The sequence below is a fragment of the Streptomyces catenulae genome, assembly GCF_000718015.1.
In the GTDB taxonomy this organism is placed as follows: Bacteria; Actinomycetota; Actinomycetes; order Streptomycetales; family Streptomycetaceae; genus Streptomyces; species Streptomyces catenulae.
The window spans coordinates 188,285-206,149 of record NZ_JODY01000004.1 but is presented as its reverse complement, the minus strand read 5'-3'; the positions used below and the strand labels follow the sequence as shown (position 1 = coordinate 206,149).

Sequence of the window (17,865 nt, the reverse complement as noted above, 5' to 3'; positions counted from 1 at the left end):
TCAGCCTCTCCGGGCGGCCGGTGCGGCCGGGTCGAGCATGGCGTTCCACAGGGCGGGGAAGTCCGGGAGGGTCTTCGCGGTCGTCGCGACGTTCTCCACCTCCACCCCCTCGACGACGAGGCCGATGAGGGCCGCGGCGGTCGCCAGGCGGTGGTCCTCGTAGGTGTGGAAGACGCCGCCGTGCAGCGGGCGCGGGCGGATGTGCAGGCCGTCGGCGGTCTCGGTGACGTCACCGCCGAGGTTGTTCAGCTCCTTGGTGAGCGCGGCCAGCCGGTCCGTCTCGTGGAGCCGCAGATGGGCGACGCCGCGGAGCGTGGACGGGGAGTCGGCGAGGGCCGCGACGGCGGCGATGCCGGGGGTCAGCTCGCCGACCTCGCCGAGATCGACGTCGATGCCGTGGATCGCGCCGCCGCCGGTGAACGTCAGGCCCGCCTCGGTCAGCTCGCAGGAGCCGCCCATCGCGGTGAAGATCTCGCGCAGCGCGTCACCGGGCTGTGTGGTGTGGGTCGGCCAGTCCGGGACGGTGACACGGCCGCCGGTGACCAGCGCCGCGGCCAGGAACGGCTGGGCGTTGGAGAGATCCGGCTCGACGACGAGATCCCGGCCCAGCAGGGCGCCCGGGGTGACCCGCCAGACGTTCGGCTCGCCGCCCGCCTCCGGGGTGTCGACCTGGGCACCGGCGGCGCGCAGCATGTCGACCGTCATCCGGATGTGCGGCATGGACGGCAGCGCGGCGCCGGTGTGCCGCACCTCCACGCCCTGGTTGAAGCGGGGCGCGGAGAGCAGCAGCGCGCTGACGAACTGGGACGAGGAGGAGGCGTCGATGGCGACCGGGCCGCCGTCGAGGGTGCCGGTGCCGTGCACCGTCATGGGGAGCGCGCCGCGGCCGTCGTCGTCGATCCGGGCGCCGAGGGCGCGCAGCGCCTCGATGACGCCGCCCAGCGGACGCTCGTACGAGCGCGGGTCGCCGTCGAAGCGGACCGGGCCGTCGGCGAGCGCGGCGACCGGCGGCAGGAAGCGCATGACCGTACCGGCGTTGCCGACGTCGACGGTGGCCGGGCCGCGCAGACCGGCCGGGATGATGCGCCACGCCTCGCCGCCGCCGGGCTCGGCGGAGCTGGAGGAGGCGGTCTCCTCGATGCCGACGCCCAGGGTGCGCAGCGCCTCGGCCATCAGGAGGGTGTCGCGGGAGCGGAGCGGGCGGCGCAGCCAGCCGGGCTCGGCGGCGAGCGAGGCGAGCACCAGACCGCGGTTGGTGACCGATTTCGAGCCGGGCACGGTGACGGTCGCATCGACCGCCCCCGAAGCGACGGGGGCGGGCCAGAGTGCGGGGAGTGCGGTGCTCTCGGTCATGCCCTCACTTTAATCGCTGGGCAAGGGTGCCCATCCTGATCAAAAACGGTGCGACTGTGACGTACCTGCGTCGCACACCGCGCTGATCAGGCAACCGACCCGCCGCGCCGCCGCCCGCGGCGTCCGCGATGCGCACGATCGAGGGATACGCACCCGGGGAGGGCCGGTTTCCGCGGCCGTCCGGGCCGGACGGCCGCGTCCGCGGCGGGTCAGAGGCCGAGCATCCAGCGGCCGCCGCCGAACAGCGAGCAGAGCGTCACCACGTGGAACAGCCCGATCCAGACGAACGCCGGGGCGTGGGTGAGCCGGGCCAGCTGGTCGGGGTCGGAGTCCGGCGCGCCGCCGGGCGAGCCCGGGCGCAGCACCGGGCCGCGGCGGCGCTTGCGCTGCAGCTCGAAGACCGGCCGGACGCCGCCGAGCAGCAGGAACCACACCGCCGCGTACGCGAAACCCGCCTGGACGTCGGCGGGCGTCAGCCAGGAGACGAGGAGGAAGGCGGCGCCGGTCAGGACGACGGTGAGCACCCCGTAGGCGTTGCGGATCATCACCAGCATGACGAGGAGGAGCAGCGTCGCGCCCCACAGCAGCGCCGTGATGTGACCGGCCGCCAGCAGCGCGGCGCCCGCAAGACCCAGCAGGGACGGGGTGATGTACCCGGCGGCCGCGGTCAGGATCATGCCGAGACCGGTCGGTTTGCCGCGCGAGACGGTCAGACCCGAGGTGTCGGAGTGCAGCCGGATGCCCTCCAGGCGGCGGCCGGTGAGCAGCGCCAGCAGGCCGTGGCCGCCCTCGTGGGCGATGGTCACCGCGTTCCGGGACAGCCGCCAGGCCGGGTGCGGCAGGACGGCCGCGAGCGCCAGCACCCCCGTCGCGACCACCAGCCAGACCGGCGGGTCGGGCTGGGTCCCGAAGACGCGGCTGCCTATGTCGGTGAGGCGATCGGTGTCCATGGTGTCCCTGTCGTCCCTTCGTATGGCCTGGCAGTGTGGCACGGCTGCCCGACGGTACGCGGCGGGCCGTGCGCCCCGGGGTGCGGAGGGGGAGCGGGGGCGCGTCCGGCGGGGCGTGCGCCGGGCCCCGCCGACCGGGGCCCCGGTGTCCGGCGGAGCCGCCTACCCTGGTGGGTCAGCAGGTCAAAGGGGTGGATTGCCGTGTGTGGCAGGTATGCAGCGAGTCGTGGGCCCGAGGAGCTGACGGAGACCTTCGGGATCGGGCACCTGGTGCCCGAGGAAACGCTCGCCCCGGACTACAACATCGCCCCGACCGTCCCCGTGCAGGCGGTCCTGGAGCGCCCTCTCAAGGGCGCCGCGGCGCAGGCGTTCCCCCCGGGGGTGCCGGTGCGGCAGCTGCGGACGCTGACCTGGGGGCTGGTGCCGTCGTGGTCGAACTCGCCGGACGGCGCCGCGCGGATGATCAACGCACGGGCCGAGACGGTCCACGAGAAGCCCTCGTTCCGCCAGGCGTTCGCCGCCCGCCGCTGTCTGCTCCCCGGGGACGGCTATTACGAGTGGGTGACCGCCCCCGAGGAACGGGAGCTGGAGGAGCGCGGGGTGAAGAAGCGCCCCCGGAAGCAGCCGTACTTCGTGACGCCCGCCGACGGGTCCGTGATGGCGATGGCCGGGCTGTACGAGTTCTGGCGCGATGCCACGCTCCCCGCCGACCATCCGCGGGCCTGGTGGGTGACGTGCACGGTCCTCACCACGGAGGCGGAGACGACGCCGCTGGCCGGGGCGGACGGCGGTGAGGGGCCGCAGGCGCTGGCCGACATCCACCCCCGGATGCCGCTGGTGATGACGCCCGACCGCTGGGACGCCTGGCTCGACCCGTCCCACACCGACCCCGAAGGGCTGCAGACCCTGCTCGCCCCGCCCCCGGCCGGGCTGATGCGCGCCTACCCGGTGCCGACGGCCGTCAGCAACGTCCGCAACAACGGCCCCGAACTGCTCACCGAACTCGACGGGCCCGAGGTCGGCACCCTGTTCTGAGGTGCGCGCCCCGGGGGCGGCCGGGCGCCGCTCCCGGGGCGGGCCGTGCGGCCGGGGCGTCCGCGGGGCGGCAGGATGGGCGTATGACTTCCGGTGTGCACGAGAGCGAGACGGTCGCCACGCCCGCGGGCGAGGCGCGGATCACCTGGTTCCGGGCGCCGGTACCGGCCCGGGCGGTGCTGGCGGTCGGCCATGGCGCCGGGGGCGGCATCGAGGCGCGTGACCTGCGGGCGCTGGCCGCCGCGCTGCCCGGCCGCGGCTACACCGTCGCGCTCGTGGAGCAGCCGTGGCGGGTCGCCGGGAAGAAGGTGGCGCCCGCCCCCAAGTCCCTGGACGCCGGGTGGACGGCGCTGTGGCCCGCCCTGGAGAAGCCCGGTCTGCCGGTCGTCGCGGGCGGCCGGAGCGCGGGGGCGCGGGTGGCCTGCCGCACCGCGCGCGAACTGGGCGCGCACGCCGTCCTCGCCCTCAGCTTCCCGCTGCACCCGCCGGGCCGCCCGGAGAAGTCCCGCGCCGAGGAGCTGACCGGCGCCGGGGTGCCGACCCTCGTCGTCCAGGGCGACCGGGACCCCTTCGGGCGCCCCGAGGAGTTCCCGACCGGTACGGAGCTGCGCGAGGTGCCCCACGGGGACCACGGTTTCGCGGTGCCCAAGCGGGCCGCGGTCACCGAGGAGGGGACGATGACGGCGCTGGCGGACGCGGTGGCGGAGTGGCTCGACGGGCTCTTCGGCTGACCCGGGGCGCGCGGACCCGCGGCCCCTTGGGAGCCCGGCCCGCCGCGCCCCCGGCGCGCCGTCTCACTCCGTGCGCCCCCGGGGCCGGGCGCGGACATGCATCCGTTCGCCCTGGCGGCCGAAGAGGCTGAGCAGCTCCACCGGCTTGTCGTCCGCGGGTCCGAACCAGTGCGGCAACCGGGTGTCGAACTCCGCCGCCTCGCCCGCCCTCAGCTCCACATCCCGGTCGGCGAGCAGCAGCCGCAGCCGTCCCGACAGGACGTACAGCCACTCGTAGCCCTCGTGTGTGCGCTGCTCGGGCGGGCCCGGGACCGGGTCGACGACGAGCTTGAACGCCTGGAGGGCGCCCGGCTGCCGGGTCAGCGGTACGAACGTCATGTGCGCCCGGCGCTGCGGCACCGCCCGCACCCGGGGGTCGCCCACCTCGGGGGCGCCGACCAGTTCGTCCAGCGGGACCTGGTGGGCGCGGGCCAGCGGGAGCAGCAGCTCCAGGGTGGCGCGGCGGCGCCCGGACTCCAGGCGGGAGAGGGTGCTGACCGAGATGCCGGTCACCTCCGAGAGGGCGGCGAGGGTCACCGAGCGCTCCTGCCGCAGCCGCCGCAGCCGCGGCCCGACCTCGCCGAGCACCCGTTCGTACGCGTCATCCGTCATGCCCCTATTGCCGAAGCGGCAACGTGTTTTGTCAACCGTGCCGTCGGGCGGGCCGCCGCGAACTGGTGCCGGGGGCCGGGAATGCGCCGCGGGGCACCGCTGTTGACCATGCCGTAGGACGTCCGTACACCGCTCGCGCAGCACGAGGAATGGGAGCCCGCCGCATGGGAATCGCCTGCCCCGCCCGTCCCGCCGCCGACCTGCGATGGCCCCAGACGCAGGCACCGCAGGCCGCTCCCGCTGGAGCGGCGGCGGTCCGGGATCGTCGTCTATTCTCCGAATCGAGTGGATCCGCATCCGGGTCCGTCACGGTGTTGGAGGAGGTGGGTCCGGTCACCGGTACCGACGCAGGGACCGACGGCGCGGCACAGGAGCACTCCGCGGACCGGAAGGAGAGCCCCGCCGAGCGCAACGCACGCTTCGAGCGCGACGCCCTCACCTTCCTGGACCAGATGTACTCCGCCGCGCTGCGCATGACGCGCAATCCGGCCGACGCGGAGGACCTGGTGCAGGAGACGTATGCCAAGGCGTACGCGTCCTTCCATCAGTTCCGGGAAGGCACCAACCTCAAGGCGTGGCTCTACCGCATCCTGACCAACACCTTCATCAACTCCTACCGCAAGAAGCAGCGTGAGCCGCAGCGCAGCGCGGCGGAGGAGATCGAGGACTGGCAGCTGGCGCGCGCCGAGTCGCACATGTCCACCGGACTGCGCTCCGCCGAGTCGCAGGCGCTCGACCACCTCCCCGACTCCGATGTGAAGGCCGCACTCCAGGCCATTCCGGAGGAATTCCGCATCGCGGTCTATCTCGCGGACGTGGAGGGCTTTGCGTACAAGGAGATCGCGGACATCATGGGGACACCCATCGGCACGGTGATGTCCCGTCTGCACCGCGGCCGGCGCCAACTGCGCGGCATGCTGGAGGACTACGCCCGGGAGCGCGGGCTGGTCCCGGCCGGGGCAGGGGCTGCCACGCAGGCACCGCAGCCGCACGACCGGAAAGGCTCGGGATCATGAGCTGCGGAGAGCCGCACGACAAGGAATGCTCCGAGGTGCTCGACCACCTCTACGAGTATCTCGACCGTGAGATGCCGGAGGGGGAGTGCGAGAAGTTCCAGGTGCACATCGACGAGTGCTCGCCGTGCCTGGAGAAGTACGGCCTGGAGCAGGCCGTCAAGAAGCTCGTCAAGCGCTGCTGCGGCCATGACGACGTCCCCAGCGATCTGCGCTCCAAGGTCATGGGCCGGATCGATCTGATCCGGGCCGGGGAGACCGTCCCCGAGGTCAGCGTGCTCGACCAGGCCCGTCACGACGCGGCCCGGAACGACGACTCCACCGGCGCCCGGGACGCGGACGGCACCGACGCCGCCGCGTCCCCCGCCGAAGCGGCGGAATCCGCCGATGCACGTACCGAGGCCGCGCGCGCCGACTAACGCCGCGTATCACCCGAAGGGATGAGTGGCGGGGCTTTTCTCCGCCCTCGGCCCCTGATGCGCCGACGTGTCCGCCCGGCCCCCTCTATCCTCGCCGCACCCCCCACACCGCGTACGACGCTGCGCGGAGCCGGGCCGTGGATTCGGGGAGGAGGGCGCGATGCGGGCACTGCCACCGGCCGCGCGCGGCTGCATCACAGGGACCGTCCTGGCCGCGGTGGTCTGCGCCGCCCCGGCCGCCCGGCTCGGACCCGGCGCCCCCTGGGCGGATGCCGCCGCCCTCGCCGTCCTCCACGCGGGCTGCGAGACCGTGCGCCACCGCCCGCTGCCGGGCATCCGGGTCCCGCCCGGCACCGCACCGTTCCTCACCGCACTGCCCGTCCTGCTCGCCGGGGTGTTCCTGCTGCCGCCGCCGCTGGCCGCGCTGACCGCCGTCCCGGGCGCGCTGCTCGCCCCGGCCGAGGAGCCCGCGCGCACCGCCCGCCGCCTCTGGCACGCCGCCGGACTCGCCCTCGCCTGCTGGGCCGCCGCCCTCCTCTTCGACACCGCCGCCGGGCCCCGGCCGCTGACCGCCCCGCACCTGCCCTGGGTGCTGCTGCCCGCCCTCGCCGCCGCGACCCTCCTCTGCGCCGTTCTCGCCGCCCTCGACGGCGCGGTGCGGGTCACCGCCGAGGGCGCGCCGCCGCGCACCGCCTGGCGCGGTCTGCTGCGCGGCTCCCTCGGCCCGTATCTGGTGCACGGCCCGGCCGGACTGATGACGGCGGTGCTCTGGCGCAGCGCGTACGGCCCGTCGGCGGCGCTGCTGGTGCTGCCGCCGATGTACCTCTCGTGCTGGGTCTTCGCCCAGTACCACCGGGAGCGCGCCGCCCACCGGGCCACCGTCCGCGCGCTGGTCCAGGCCGTCGACCTCAAGGACCGCTACACCCGCGGCCACGGCGAACGCGTCGGCCGCGCCTCGATGATGATCGCCCGGGAGCTGGGGCTGCCCGAGGACCGTACGGAGGTGCTGCGGATCGCCGGGACCCTGCACGACGTCGGCAAGCTCGGCGTCCCCACCCGGCTGCTCCGCAAGGAGGGCCCGCTCACCCCTCAGGAACGCTCCCTGATCGAACTCCACCCCGAGTACGGCCACGAGATCGTCCGCGGCATCGGCTTCCTCGGGGAGGCGCGGGACGCGATCCTCCACCACCACGAGCGGCTCGACGGCCGCGGCTACCCGCACGGCCTCAAGGGCGCGCAGATCCCCGAGTGCGCCCGGGTGGTGGCCGTCGCCGACGCCTTCGACGCGATGACCTCCACCCGCTCCTACCGCCGCGCCCGCCCCGTTCCGGCCGCAGTCGCCGAGCTGCGCAAATGCGCCGGGAAGCAGTTCGACCCGCAGATGGTGCGGGCGCTGGCCGCCGCCCTGGAACGGCACGGCTGGCACCCGGAACCGACCCCGCCGCCCGGGACCGCCCCCGATCTGCCGTGCCCCTCGGGCGGCCCGCCCCCGGGCCCGCAACTGCCCGCGCCCGGTGCGCGCCGCGGCGGTCCGGGCGCCCCGCGCGGCCGTCACGCCGCACCGCGCGGCGGCCGCGCCCGGCACCACTCCGCCCGGCCCGGTGACGTGTGAGCGGCCCGGCGGCCGGTCCGGACACCCTGCCGTCCCCGGGGGAGGCACACCCCGAGGACACCCCGGGGCGAACGGACCGGCCCGCCCCGGGCGCAGCCCTCGCCGTGGCGATCCGGGGTGCGGCGGGTGCCCTGGCCCTGTGGGCGCTCGTCCACACCCTGCGGTCCGGGATCGCACAGCCCGGGGTCGCGCTGGCCTTCGGGACGCTGATCGCCGTGGGGGAGCTGGCCCGGCAGCGGCCCGCCGGGGCGCCCGGGGAGCACGACCGCGCGCCCCTGGCGGCGGCGGGCGCGCTGGCGTACGCCCTGCTCGGCGAGGTCGCCGGGGTGCCCGCCCCGCACGGCCCGGCGCAGACCGTCGTGGTGGTCGGCGTCGCGGGCCTGGTGGGGACGGTGTCGGGGCCGGGCCGTGGACCGGCCGCCGATCGGCTGGCGCGGCACCTGCTGACCTGCGGCTGCGCCGCGCTCTGCGTCCAGCCCCTGTACGCCGCCGGGCCGCTCGCCTCCTGGGCGGGCCGGGGCCACGTACCGCTCCTGGTACTGCTCGGGCTGCTGGCGCTCACCGCGCTGGGCGACGCGGCCCTCACCGCCGCGTTCGACCGGGCCCGCACCGGACGCCCGTACGGGACGCTGCTCCGCCGTGAGGTGCGGGCGTCCGGCGGGATCGGGGCGGCGGTCGGCGCCACCGGCGTGGTCACCGCGCTGGCCACGGCGGTCGCCGGGCTGTGGGCGCTGCCGGTGTTCGCGCTGCCGCTGCTGCTGACCCAGTGCGCGCTGCGCCGCTTCGCCGCGGTCCGGGCCACCCGCCGCCAGACCATCGCCTCCCTGGCCCGCGCCACCGAGATCGCCGGGTACACCCCGCCCGGCCACGCCCGCCGGGTCGCCGCCCTCAGCCGGGCGGTCGGCGGGGAGCTGGGGCTGCGCGAGCCGGAGCTGGACCTCCTGGAGTACGCGGCGCTGATGCACGACATCGGGCAGCTCTCGCTCGTCGACCCGGTGCCGTCGGGCGCGACCGCGCCGTTGCCGCCCGCCGAGCAGCGCCGGATCGCCCGGCTCGGCGGCGCCGTCGTCCGGCAGACCGGCGTCCCCGCCGAGGTCGCCGTGATCGTCGAGCGGCAGGCCGACCCGTACCGTGAACAGCCGGTCACCGCGCGCATCGTGCGGACCGTCAACGCCTACGACGACTGGGCGGGGCGGGCGGGCGTCCCGGGCGGGGCGCCGTGGGTGCTGGAGCGGCTGGCGGGCGGGCGGGAGTTCGCGCCGGAGGTCGTGGCGGCGCTGGCGCGGGTCCTGGCCCGCGGTGGCCGCACCGGGTGAGGCCCGCGCCCCAGCCTTCCCCAGAGTTCCGCCCCTGGTGAACGCAGGGGGGAACCCATGGGTAATGAGCGCCCGCCGAGATGGGCATGGTTGGATGCGAAGGAAGCCCCGTCGAGGGGATTCAGGGGGAGCACGCAGAGCAAGGGAGCCGCAGGGGCCCCGGCACCTCCGCTGAGGCGGACGGCGTTCCGTGGCAGGTTGCCAGTGGGCCCCCGGGTGGCACCGGGCGCCGCTCGGGACACCACCTCCAGCGTCATCGAGCAACCAGCAGGCGGGAATCGTGAGGATCTTCGGCAAGGTACGGCACCGGCCCTCCGCCTCGTGGCGGCAGGCGACCGACCGGGCTTTCACGCTGATCGGCGACGGCCGTTACGACGACGCGGGCGCGCTCCTGACGCGCGCCGCCGACATGGAGCCCTGGCTCTCGGAGTCCTGGTTCAACCTCGCCCTGCTGCACAAATTCCGGCACGACTGGGAGCAGGCCAGGGCCGCGGGGCTGCGCGCGGTGGCCCTGCTCGACCGCTCTCCGGGCGCGCCCGACTGGTGGAACGTCGGCATCGCCGCCACCGCCCTCCAGGACTGGCCGCTGGCCCGCCGCGCCTGGCAGGCGTACGGCCTGAAGGTCCCCGGCAGCGGCGCCACCCAGAGCGAGCCGTCCGGGATGGCGCTGGGCAGCGCCGCCGTGCGGCTGTCGCCCGAGGGGGAGGCGGAGGTCGTTTGGGGCCGTCGGCTCGACCCGGCGCGGATCGAGGTGCTCTCCATCCCGCTGCCGTCCTCCGGGCGGCGCTGGGGCGAGGTGGTGTTGCACGACGGCGTCCCGCACGGCGAGCGGACCACCGCCGCCGGGCCCTCGTACCCGGTCTTCGACGAGATCGAGCTGTGGGCGCCCTCGCCGGTGCCCACCTGGGTGGTGCTGCTGGAGGCGGCCACCGAGGCGGACCGGGACGCGCTGGAGCGGCTGGCGGCGGACGCCGGGTTCGCCGCCGAGGACTGGTCGTCGTCGGTGCGGCTGCTGTGCCGTACGTGCTCGGAGTCGAGCATGCCCAGCGACGAGGGCGACGGTGAGCACCTCGATCCGCACGACCACAGCGAGCCCGGCCACCCCGGGCCGCTCGGCCACCGCACCGCGGGCTCCGGATCGCTCTGGGTGCCCGAGCGGGAGTGCGGCATAGCGGCGCCCGCCGCCCTGGTGCGCGGGCTGCTGGACGGCTGGGTCGCGGACAGCCCGGACACCCGTGAGTGGCGCGATCTGGAAGAGGTCTGCTGACCGCCGTGTGACCCCGCGGAGCCCGGGCGGTCGGCCCGCCGCGGTGCGTTGGGCGGCCTCAGTGTGAGGCGGCGGTCCCGGTCGGCTGCTGGACGAAGGGGAGCAGCAGGTCCGCCGTGGCCTCGGCGTGGACCGTGAACTGCGCGCGGGCCAGCGCCGGATCACCGCCCTCGATCGCCGCCGCGAGGGCGCGGTGCAGCTGGTCGGGCATGCTCCGGGCCCCGGTGCCGCCGGGGTGCCCGGCCAACAGCCGGGTCAGTTCGTGCTGGATGCCCTGCTCGGCCTCGAGCAGCCTGCGGGAGCCGGAGAGTTCGGCGATGTGGAGGTGGAGCCCGGCGTCCGCCGTGCGGTACTCCTCCGGTTCGGCGACCGCCGCGTCGGCGGCGGACTCCAGCTCGCGCATCCTGGCCAGCCCCGCCTCGGAGGCCCGGTCGGCGGCTCGGGCGGACGCCTCGCCGGACACCGCGATCCGCCAGGCCGTCAACTCCTCGACGTCGGCGAGGGTGTACGGATGCAGGGCGGTCAGCTCGCCGATCCGGGAGAGGACGTCGGCGACGACGTAGGTGCCGGCCCCGCGGCCGCGCCGGGTCTCGATCAGGCCGTCCTCCCGGAGCACCGCCACCGAGTGACGGACGGTCATGACGGCGACCCCGAACAGCTCGGCGAGGCGCTTCTCCGGGGGCAGGCGGTCGCCGCCGACGAGGATCCGGGCGCCGATCAGCTCGCCGAGCCGACGGGCGATGGCCTCCGCGGCTCCGGCCGACCGCACCGGCGAGATGTGATGCGTCCAACCCTTGTCATCCATGAAATCTATCTTCTAGATTTCGCATCTCATCCGCAAGCCGCGATGGCAGGAGAAAACATGAGCCCCACCCCGCACCCGGCACCCCGCATCGGGATACCCGTCCGTCTCAGCGATGCCGGTGCGCCGGGCGCGGACCACCGCATCGGTGAGGCGAACCGTATCTTCGACGATGTCGTCGACCTGATCCGGGCGGCCGGGGCCGAACCCGTCCTGCTGCGGCCGGACTCCGACGGCGGCGCACCGGAGGCACCGCTCGCCGACTGCCGCGGCTTCGTGGTCCCCGGCGGCGGCGACGTCGACCCGGCCCTGTACGGTGCCGATCCGGCCCACCCGGCGCTGTACGACGTCAACCCCGCACAGGACCGGCTGGACGCCTCCGTCCTCCGGTACGCCCTGGCGCAGGGTCGGCCGCTGCTCGGCATCTGCCGCGGTATGCAGCTGCTCAACATCCTGTGCGGCGGAACCCTCCACCTCGACCTGCCGAGGACCGCCGTCGCACACGACGCGGCGCCCGGCGAGGAGTGGGGCGTCCACGAGGTCGCGCTCTCCGCGGACGGCGCGCTGGCCGAGGTGTTCGGACGCGATCGGATACCGGTGGCGTCCGGTCACCACCAGGCGGTGGACCGGGTGGGCGACGGGCTGCGGGTGACCGCCCGCGCCGACGACGGATGCGTCGAAGCCGTCGAGTCGCCCGCCGGTGCGGCCTGGACCGTCGGCGTCCAGTGGCACCCCGAGGCGTTCGTCCCCGCCGACGAGCTGCGGTTGCCGCTGTTCCGCGCGCTGCTGGACCGGGTGCACGCCGAGCGGGAAGCCGGGTCGCGGCCGTGAGCGGCACCGACACGAGAGCGGGGAACGGCACCCCGCGGGGCGGCGGGGACGCGGCCGGTCCGGTCGCGGACGCGGACCCCGCGGCGGGCGAGCCGACCGCGCGGCTGGCACAGGGCCTCCTCAGCCGCCATATGACCATGATCAGCATCGGCGGCGCAGTGGGCGCGGGCCTCTTCGTCGGCTCGGGGGTGAGCATCCGGCAGGCCGGACCGGGCGTGCTGATCGCGTACGCCCTCACGGCCGGGATCGTCATCCTCATCATGCGGATGCTCGCCGAGATGTCCGTGACCCGCCCCGACACCGGCGCCTTCGCCGTCTACGGCCGGTTGGCCTTCGGCCGCTGGGCCGGGTTCACGAGCGGCTGGATCTACTGGGTCGGCTGGCCCCTGGGGCTGTGCATCGACGCCATCGCCGCCGCGCAGGTCGTGCACGGCTGGCTCCCGGCGCTCCCGGTCTGGCCGGTGGCCCTGGTGCTGGTCGGCGTGGTGGTCGCGGTCAACCTCGCCTCCGTACGCGCCTACGGCGAGATGGAGTTCTGGGTCGTGTGGGTCAAGGTCGCGGTGATCGCGCTCTTCATCGGCGTCGGCATCGTCGCGGTCGCCGGGCTGCTGCCGGGCACCCCCGCGCCCGGTACCGGGAACCTCCTGGGCCACGGCGGTCTCCTGCCCATGGGGCTCGGCGGTGTCGTCATCGCCACGTCGAGCGCCATGTTCTCCTTCTCCGGCACCGAGATCGTCACCATCGCCGCCGGTGAGGCCCAGGACGCCGCCGCCGCGATCCGCAAGAGCACCCGCACCATCCTGTGGCGGGTCACCGTCTTCTACCTCGGCTCGCTGGCCGTGGTCGTCCTGCTCCTGCCCTGGGACGACGCGGCCGTGGGGCAGAGCCCGTTCGCCGCCACCCTCACCCACCTCGGACTGCACCACGCGTCCACCGTGCTGAACATCGTGCTCTTCGCCGCGATGCTCTCCACCATGAACTCCCAGGTCTACGCCAGCTCCCGGATGCTCTTCGCGCTGGCCAGGGACCGCGACGCCCCGTCCCTCTTCGCCCGTATCTCCCGGCGCGGCGCCCCGCACACCGCCATCCTGTTCACCGCCTCGCTCGCCGCGCTCTGCCTGCTCCTCCAGGTCTTCCACCCCACGACCGCCTTCGGCCGGCTCGTCGACGTCACCGGCGACACCGTCTACGTCACCTGGATCGGCATCGCCGCGGCACATCTGGTCCTCGGCCGCCACGACCGCGCCGAGGGGCGCCGCCCGCTCCCCGGCACCGCCGTCTGGCTCTTCCCGGCGCTCACCTGGGCGACGCTCCTCGCCCTCCTCGCGCTGTACGCGGTGATGATCGTCCTGCCGGAATCCCGTACCGACGCCGTGCTGGCGCTGGCGCTCACCGTGGCCGTGGCCCTCGCCGGTCTGTGGCGGCAGCGGAGGCACCCGGACGGCCACGGCGCCCGGATCCCGCTGTCGGCGGATTAGGCTGGAGGCCGACTAATCAGGGTTCCAAGGAAGGCGTACGGCGGAGATGGCCCAGCAGCCTGTGTTTGATCAAGACGGTGAGCAGCGCGTGGACGAGTTCGTCGACGACACGACGGACGCGGCGGAGCGGGAGCGCGCCCACCGTGAGCGGGGCACGTCCCGGCCGATCACGGTTGTCGGCAACCCCGTGCTCCACAAGGAGTGCCAGGACGTCACGGAGTTCGGCGACGAACTGGCGCAGCTGATCGACGACATGTTCGCCAGCCAGCGCACCGCCGAGGGCGTGGGCCTGGCCGCCAACCAGATCGGTGTGGACCTCAAGGTCTTCGTCTACGACTGCCCGGACGACAACGGCGTCCGCCACGTCGGCGCGGTCTGCAACCCCGTCCTCGACGAACTCCCGGCCGCCCGCCGGGTGCTGGACGACTCCAACGAGGGCTGCCTGTCGGTGCCCGGCGCCTACGCCGAGCTGGCCCGCCCCGACTACGCCGTCGTCCGCGGCCGGGACGCGCAGGGCAACCCGATCTCCGTCGAGGGCACCGGCTACTTCGCGCGCTGCCTCCAGCACGAGACCGACCACCTCTACGGCTACCTCTACATCGACCGCCTCTCCAAGCGGGAGCGGAAGGGCGCGCTGAAGCAGATGGCCGAGCAGGAGCCGCGCTACCCCGTCGTCGCCAACGACTGACGGGCGCACCGCCCCCGTACGACGAGCGGCCCGTGGACGGAAATCCCCGTCCACGGGCCGCTCGCCGTATATCCGCTACCGGATCAGAAGTCGTCGTCGAACGAGACCGAACCCTCGACGGCGACCTGGTAGGCCGACGCCCGGCGCTCGAAGAAGTTCGTCAGCTCCTGGACGTTCTGCAGCTCCATGAAGGAGAACGGATTCTCCGAGCCGAAGACCGGGGCGAAGCCCAGCCGCTGGAGGCGCTGGTCGGCGACGCACTGGAGGTACTCGCGCATCGACGCGGTGTTCATGCCCGGCAGGCCGTCACCGCACAGGTCGTGCGCGAACTGCAGCTCGGCCTCGACGGCCTCCTTCAGCATCGCGGTGACCTGCTGCTCCAGCTCCGCGTCGAAGAGCTCCGGCTCCTCGTTGCGGACGGTGTCGACGACCGAGAACGCGAAGTCCATGTGCATCGTCTCGTCGCGGAACACCCAGTTGGTGCCGGTCGCCAGGCCGTGCAGCAGGCCGCGGGAGCGGAACCAGTACACGTAGGCGAACGCGCCGTAGAAGAACAGGCCCTCGATGCAGGCGGCGAAGCAGATGAGGTTGAGGAGGAACCGGCGGCGGTCGGCCTTGGTCTCCAGGCGGTCGATGGACTCGACGGAGTCCATCCACTTGAAGCAGAACTCCGCCTTCTCCCGGATGGACGGGATGTTCTCGACGGCGGCGAACGCGGCGGCGCGGTCGTCCGGGTCGGGCAGGTAGGTGTCGAGCAGCGTCAGATAGAACTGGACGTGCACGGCCTCCTCGAAGAGCTGACGGCTCAGGTAGAGCCGCGCCTCGGGGGAGTTGATGTGCTTGTAGAGCGTCAGCACCAGGTTGTTGGCGACGATCGAGTCACCGGTGGCGAAGAACGCCACCAGACGGCCGATCAGGTGCTGCTCACCCGGGGACATCTTGGCGAGGTCGGCGACGTCCGAGTGGAGGTCGACCTCCTCGACGGTCCAGGTGTTCTTGATCGCGTCGCGGTAGCGGTCGTAGAAGTCCGGGTACCGCATGGGCCGCAGGGTCAGCTCGAAGCCCGGGTCGAGGAGGTTCTTCGCGCCGGTGGTGGCGGTGTGGGCCGCGGCGGCGTTGGTTTCGGGGACGGTGGACATTACTGGCAGGCCTCGCAGGACTCGGGGTTTTCCAGGGAGCAGGCGACCGCTTCGGAGTCGGCCACCGGCAGCTGCGCGGGGACGGCCGCGCGGGCGGACTGCGCGATCCGGGTCGCCGGACGCGAGCGCAGGTAGTACGTGGTCTTGATGCCGCGCTTCCAGGCGTAGGCGTACATCGAGCTGAGCTTGCCGATGGTCGGCGACGCCATGAAGAGGTTCAGCGACTGGCTCTGGTCGAGGTAGGGCGTACGGGCCGCGGCCATGTCGATCAGCGAACGCTGCGGAATCTCCCAGGCGGTGCGGTACAGCGCACGGGTCTCCTCGGGGATCCACGCGACGTCCTGGATGGAGCCGTTGGCCTCGCGCAGCGCGTCACGGGTGCGGGCGTCCCACAGCCCCAGCTCCTTCAACTCCTCGATCAGGTACGCGTTGACCTGGAGGAACTCGCCCGAGAGGGTCTCGCGCTTGAAGAGGTTGGAGACCTGCGGCTCGATGCATTCGTAGACGCCCGCGATGGAGGCGATCGTCGCGGTCGGGGCGATCGCCAGCAGCAGCGAGTTGCGCATACCGGTCTCGGCGACACGGGCGCGCAGCGCGGCCCAGCGGTCCGCCCACCGCGGCTCGGCGTCCGGGTAGTGGTCGGGGTGGAGCACCCCGCGGGCGGTACGGGTCGCCGACCACGCCTGGTGCGGGCCGTGCCGCTCGGCGAGGTCCGCGGACGCCTCGTACGCGGCGAGCATGATCCGCTCGGAGATCCGGGTGGAGAGCGCGCGCGCCTCGGGCGAGTCGAACGGCAGCCGCAGCCGGAAGAAGACGTCCTGGAGACCCATCAGGCCCAGGCCCACCGGGCGCCAGCGGGAGTTGGAGGCCGCCGCCTGCTCGGTCGGGTAGAAGTTGATGTCCACCACGCGGTCGAGGAAGGTGACGGCGGTGCGCACGGTGGCGTCCAGCCGCTCCCAGTCCATCGCGTCCTCCCAGCCGGTGGCGGTGTCGCCGAGGTGGGCCGCGAGGTTGACCGAACCGAGGTTGCAGACCGCGGTCTCGCCGTCGTCGGTGACCTCCAGGATCTCCGTGCAGAGGTTGGAGGAGTGGACGACCTTGCCGGGCTCGGCGGTCTGGTTGGCGGTGCGGTTGGCGTGGTCCTTGAAGGTCATCCAGCCGTTGCCGGTCTGCGCCAGCGTCCGCATCATCCGGGAGTACAGCACCCGCGCCGGGACCTGCTTGACGGCCCGGCCCTCGGCCTCCGCCTTGCGGTACGCGGCGTCGAACTCGTCGCCCCACAGGTCGACCAGCTGCGGCGCGTCCGCGGGGGAGAACAGCGACCAGTCGGCGTCCGCCTCGACGCGGCGCATGAACTCGTCGGGGATCCAGTGCGCGATGTTCAGGTTGTGGGTACGCCGCGCCTCCTCGCCGGTGTTGTCGCGCAGCTCCAGGAACTCCTCGATGTCCGCGTGCCAGGTCTCCAGGTAGACACAGGCGGCGCCCTTGCGCCGACCGCCCTGGTTGACCGCGGCGACGGAGGCGTCCAGCGTCCGCAGGAACGGCACGATGCCGTTGGAGTGCCCGTTGGTGCCGCGGATCAGCGAACCGCGGGCCCGGATACGGGAGTACGAGAGGCCGATGCCACCGGCGTGCTTGGAGAGCCGGGCGACCTGGTGGTAGCGGTCGTAGATCGAGTCCAGCTCGTCCAGCGGCGAGTCCAGCAGATAGCAGGAGGACATCTGCGGGTGGCGGGTGCCGGAGTTGAAGAGCGTGGGGGAGGAGGGCAGGTACGACAGCGAGCTGGTCAGGCGGTACAGCTCGGCGACGTCGGCCAGCGCCCGCGCCGAGTCGTCCTCGGCCAGACCGCAGGCGACCCGGAGCAGGAAGTGCTGCGGGGTCTCGATGACCTGCCGGGTGGTGGGGTGGCGCAGCAGGTAGCGGGAGTGCACGGTGCGCAGCCCGAAGTAGCCGAACCGGTCGTCGGCGCCGTCGGCCAGCGCCCGGGTGACGAGGGCGTCCAGCTCCGCGGCGTGGGTGGCGACGAACGCGGCGGTGGAGTCGGCGATCAGGCCCTCGCGGTGACCGGTGGCGACCGACGCGGAGAACGATGTGGCGCCCTCGCCCGCGGCCTCCTCGGCGATGGCGAGGGTGAGCAGCCGGGCGGCGAGCTTGGAGTACTGCGGCTCGTCGCCGATCAGACCGGCGGCGGCGTCGATCGCCAGCTCCCGCAGCCCGGCCTCGTCGGAGCCGGGGTGGCGGCCGCGGAGCGCGGCGGCGGCGACCTTGCCCGGGTCGGTGGCGGTCAGGTCGGCGGTCAGCTCGGTCAGGGTGCGCAGCAGGGCGGTGCCGGGCGGGTCCTGGCCGGGGACGCCGGCGGGGAACGTGGCCGTCTCAAGCGCTGCGGCCTCGGCGTCGGTCGCGGACTGCGGTGGCGCGGTGGTCACGTGGTGCTCTCCCTCACTCGGCGGGGGCCGGAGGGAGGCGCGACGGACGCGGCGGCGGGCGGCGGCGCCCGGCGGCACAGGGCGCTCGGGCGCGCGGCGGCCCGCGCGGCGTCCACCGACCCATCCCTCGGGGCCCGGACATCTCGACGTCCGG

16 protein-coding genes are annotated in these 17,865 nt (G+C 74.1%); 10 read left to right on the top strand and 6 right to left on the bottom strand.

What is annotated here, in order from left to right; genetic code table 11:
- Window positions 1-1,353 carry a 3-phosphoshikimate 1-carboxyvinyltransferase gene (aroA, locus tag IF23_RS0106940; RefSeq protein WP_030280911.1) on the bottom strand — a complete coding sequence of 451 codons (1,353 nt, stop codon included), beginning with the start codon at window positions 1,351-1,353 and terminating at the stop codon, window positions 1-3.
- Between the two features lie 209 nt (window positions 1,354-1,562).
- Window positions 1,563-2,303 carry a M50 family metallopeptidase gene (locus IF23_RS0106935; protein ID WP_030280909.1) on the bottom strand — a complete coding sequence of 247 codons (741 nt, stop codon included), beginning with the start codon at window positions 2,301-2,303 and terminating at the stop codon, window positions 1,563-1,565.
- Window positions 2,304-2,504: 201 nt separating this feature from the next.
- On the opposite strand from IF23_RS0106935, the gene IF23_RS0106930 reads away from it, so the two are divergent.
- Window positions 2,505-3,338: an SOS response-associated peptidase gene (locus tag IF23_RS0106930; protein WP_030280908.1), complete on the top strand. Its 834-nt coding sequence runs from the start codon at window positions 2,505-2,507 to the stop codon at window positions 3,336-3,338.
- Between the two features lie 83 nt (window positions 3,339-3,421).
- On the top strand, window positions 3,422-4,069 hold the full coding sequence (locus tag IF23_RS0106925) for an alpha/beta hydrolase family protein (RefSeq protein WP_030280906.1): 648 nt from the start codon (window positions 3,422-3,424) through the stop codon (window positions 4,067-4,069).
- Between the two features lie 63 nt (window positions 4,070-4,132).
- On the opposite strand, the gene IF23_RS0106920 is transcribed toward IF23_RS0106925, so the two are convergent.
- Complete coding sequence (locus tag IF23_RS0106920) at window positions 4,133-4,720, bottom strand: helix-turn-helix domain-containing protein (protein ID WP_030280904.1); 588 nt, start codon at window positions 4,718-4,720, stop codon at window positions 4,133-4,135.
- A 323-nt stretch (window positions 4,721-5,043) separates the two neighbouring features.
- On the opposite strand from IF23_RS0106920, the gene IF23_RS0106915 reads away from it, so the two are divergent.
- From IF23_RS0106915 to IF23_RS0106895, 5 genes are all read left to right on the top strand, one after another.
- A complete protein-coding gene (locus tag IF23_RS0106915) occupies window positions 5,044-5,736 on the top strand; it encodes a sigma-70 family RNA polymerase sigma factor (protein ID WP_030280902.1) in 693 nt (230 codons plus the stop codon).
- The gene (gene rsrA / locus IF23_RS0106910; RefSeq protein ID WP_030280900.1) at window positions 5,733-6,152 is read left to right on the top strand and encodes a mycothiol system anti-sigma-R factor; all 420 of its coding nucleotides are present in this window, start codon (window positions 5,733-5,735) and stop codon (window positions 6,150-6,152) included. Before IF23_RS0106915 ends, rsrA begins: the two co-directional genes overlap by 4 nt.
- A 160-nt stretch (window positions 6,153-6,312) precedes the next feature.
- Window positions 6,313-7,764 (top strand): HD-GYP domain-containing protein, encoded by a 1,452-nt coding sequence (locus IF23_RS0106905; RefSeq protein ID WP_078653831.1) that lies wholly within the window; start codon window positions 6,313-6,315, stop codon window positions 7,762-7,764.
- A gap of 110 nt (window positions 7,765-7,874) precedes the next feature.
- On the top strand, window positions 7,875-9,080 hold the full coding sequence (locus IF23_RS0106900) for an HD-GYP domain-containing protein (protein ID WP_030280896.1): 1,206 nt from the start codon (window positions 7,875-7,877) through the stop codon (window positions 9,078-9,080).
- Window positions 9,081-9,360: 280 nt separating this feature from the next.
- Window positions 9,361-10,347, top strand: a complete 987-nt coding sequence (locus IF23_RS0106895) for a tetratricopeptide repeat protein (RefSeq protein WP_030280894.1) — start codon at window positions 9,361-9,363, stop codon at window positions 10,345-10,347.
- Window positions 10,348-10,405: 58 nt separating this feature from the next.
- On the opposite strand, the gene IF23_RS0106890 is transcribed toward IF23_RS0106895, so the two are convergent.
- Window positions 10,406-11,152: a FadR/GntR family transcriptional regulator gene (locus IF23_RS0106890; protein ID WP_051739316.1), complete on the bottom strand. Its 747-nt coding sequence runs from the start codon at window positions 11,150-11,152 to the stop codon at window positions 10,406-10,408.
- Window positions 11,153-11,209: 57 nt separating this feature from the next.
- Here IF23_RS0106890 and IF23_RS0106885 point away from each other — a divergent pair, with 57 nt between their 5' ends.
- The 3 genes from IF23_RS0106885 to def are packed head-to-tail and all read left to right on the top strand — an operon-like array spanning window position 11,210 to window position 14,146.
- Window positions 11,210-11,980 carry a gamma-glutamyl-gamma-aminobutyrate hydrolase family protein gene (locus IF23_RS0106885; protein WP_030280890.1) on the top strand — a complete coding sequence of 257 codons (771 nt, stop codon included), beginning with the start codon at window positions 11,210-11,212 and terminating at the stop codon, window positions 11,978-11,980.
- Window positions 11,977-13,458: an amino acid permease gene (locus tag IF23_RS0106880; RefSeq protein WP_078653830.1), complete on the top strand. Its 1,482-nt coding sequence runs from the start codon at window positions 11,977-11,979 to the stop codon at window positions 13,456-13,458. The genes IF23_RS0106885 and IF23_RS0106880 overlap by 4 nt, the downstream gene beginning before the upstream one ends.
- A 46-nt stretch (window positions 13,459-13,504) precedes the next feature.
- A complete protein-coding gene (gene def, locus IF23_RS0106875; RefSeq protein ID WP_030280886.1) occupies window positions 13,505-14,146 on the top strand; it encodes a peptide deformylase in 642 nt (213 codons plus the stop codon).
- A gap of 83 nt (window positions 14,147-14,229) precedes the next feature.
- Here the strand turns inward: def and IF23_RS0106870 are convergent, their stop codons facing one another.
- Window positions 14,230-15,285 (bottom strand): ribonucleotide-diphosphate reductase subunit beta, encoded by a 1,056-nt coding sequence (locus tag IF23_RS0106870; protein ID WP_030280884.1) that lies wholly within the window; start codon window positions 15,283-15,285, stop codon window positions 14,230-14,232.
- Window positions 15,285-17,711, bottom strand: a complete 2,427-nt coding sequence (locus IF23_RS0106865) for a ribonucleoside-diphosphate reductase subunit alpha (protein WP_030280882.1) — start codon at window positions 17,709-17,711, stop codon at window positions 15,285-15,287. The genes IF23_RS0106870 and IF23_RS0106865 overlap by 1 nt, the downstream gene beginning before the upstream one ends.
- Between the last annotated feature and the right edge of the window lie 154 nt (window positions 17,712-17,865).

What these genes read in the sequence shown, in the direction of transcription:
- aroA (WP_030280911.1), bottom strand. Translation starts at nt 1,353, where the DNA reads ATGACCGAGAGCACCGCACTCCCCGCACTCTGGCCCGCCCCCGTCGCT.
- IF23_RS0106905 (WP_078653831.1), top strand. Translation starts at nt 6,313, where the DNA reads ATGCGGGCACTGCCACCGGCCGCGCGCGGCTGCATCACAGGGACCGTC.
- IF23_RS0106925 (WP_030280906.1), top strand. Translation starts at nt 3,422, where the DNA reads ATGACTTCCGGTGTGCACGAGAGCGAGACGGTCGCCACGCCCGCGGGC.
- IF23_RS0106935 (WP_030280909.1), bottom strand. Translation starts at nt 2,303, where the DNA reads ATGGACACCGATCGCCTCACCGACATAGGCAGCCGCGTCTTCGGGACC.
- IF23_RS0106885 (WP_030280890.1), top strand. Translation starts at nt 11,210, where the DNA reads ATGAGCCCCACCCCGCACCCGGCACCCCGCATCGGGATACCCGTCCGT.
- IF23_RS0106870 (WP_030280884.1), bottom strand. Translation starts at nt 15,285, where the DNA reads ATGTCCACCGTCCCCGAAACCAACGCCGCCGCGGCCCACACCGCCACC.
- IF23_RS0106920 (WP_030280904.1), bottom strand. Translation starts at nt 4,720, where the DNA reads ATGACGGATGACGCGTACGAACGGGTGCTCGGCGAGGTCGGGCCGCGG.
- IF23_RS0106890 (WP_051739316.1), bottom strand. Translation starts at nt 11,152, where the DNA reads ATGGATGACAAGGGTTGGACGCATCACATCTCGCCGGTGCGGTCGGCC.
- def (WP_030280886.1), top strand. Translation starts at nt 13,505, where the DNA reads ATGGCCCAGCAGCCTGTGTTTGATCAAGACGGTGAGCAGCGCGTGGAC.
- rsrA (WP_030280900.1), top strand. Translation starts at nt 5,733, where the DNA reads ATGAGCTGCGGAGAGCCGCACGACAAGGAATGCTCCGAGGTGCTCGAC.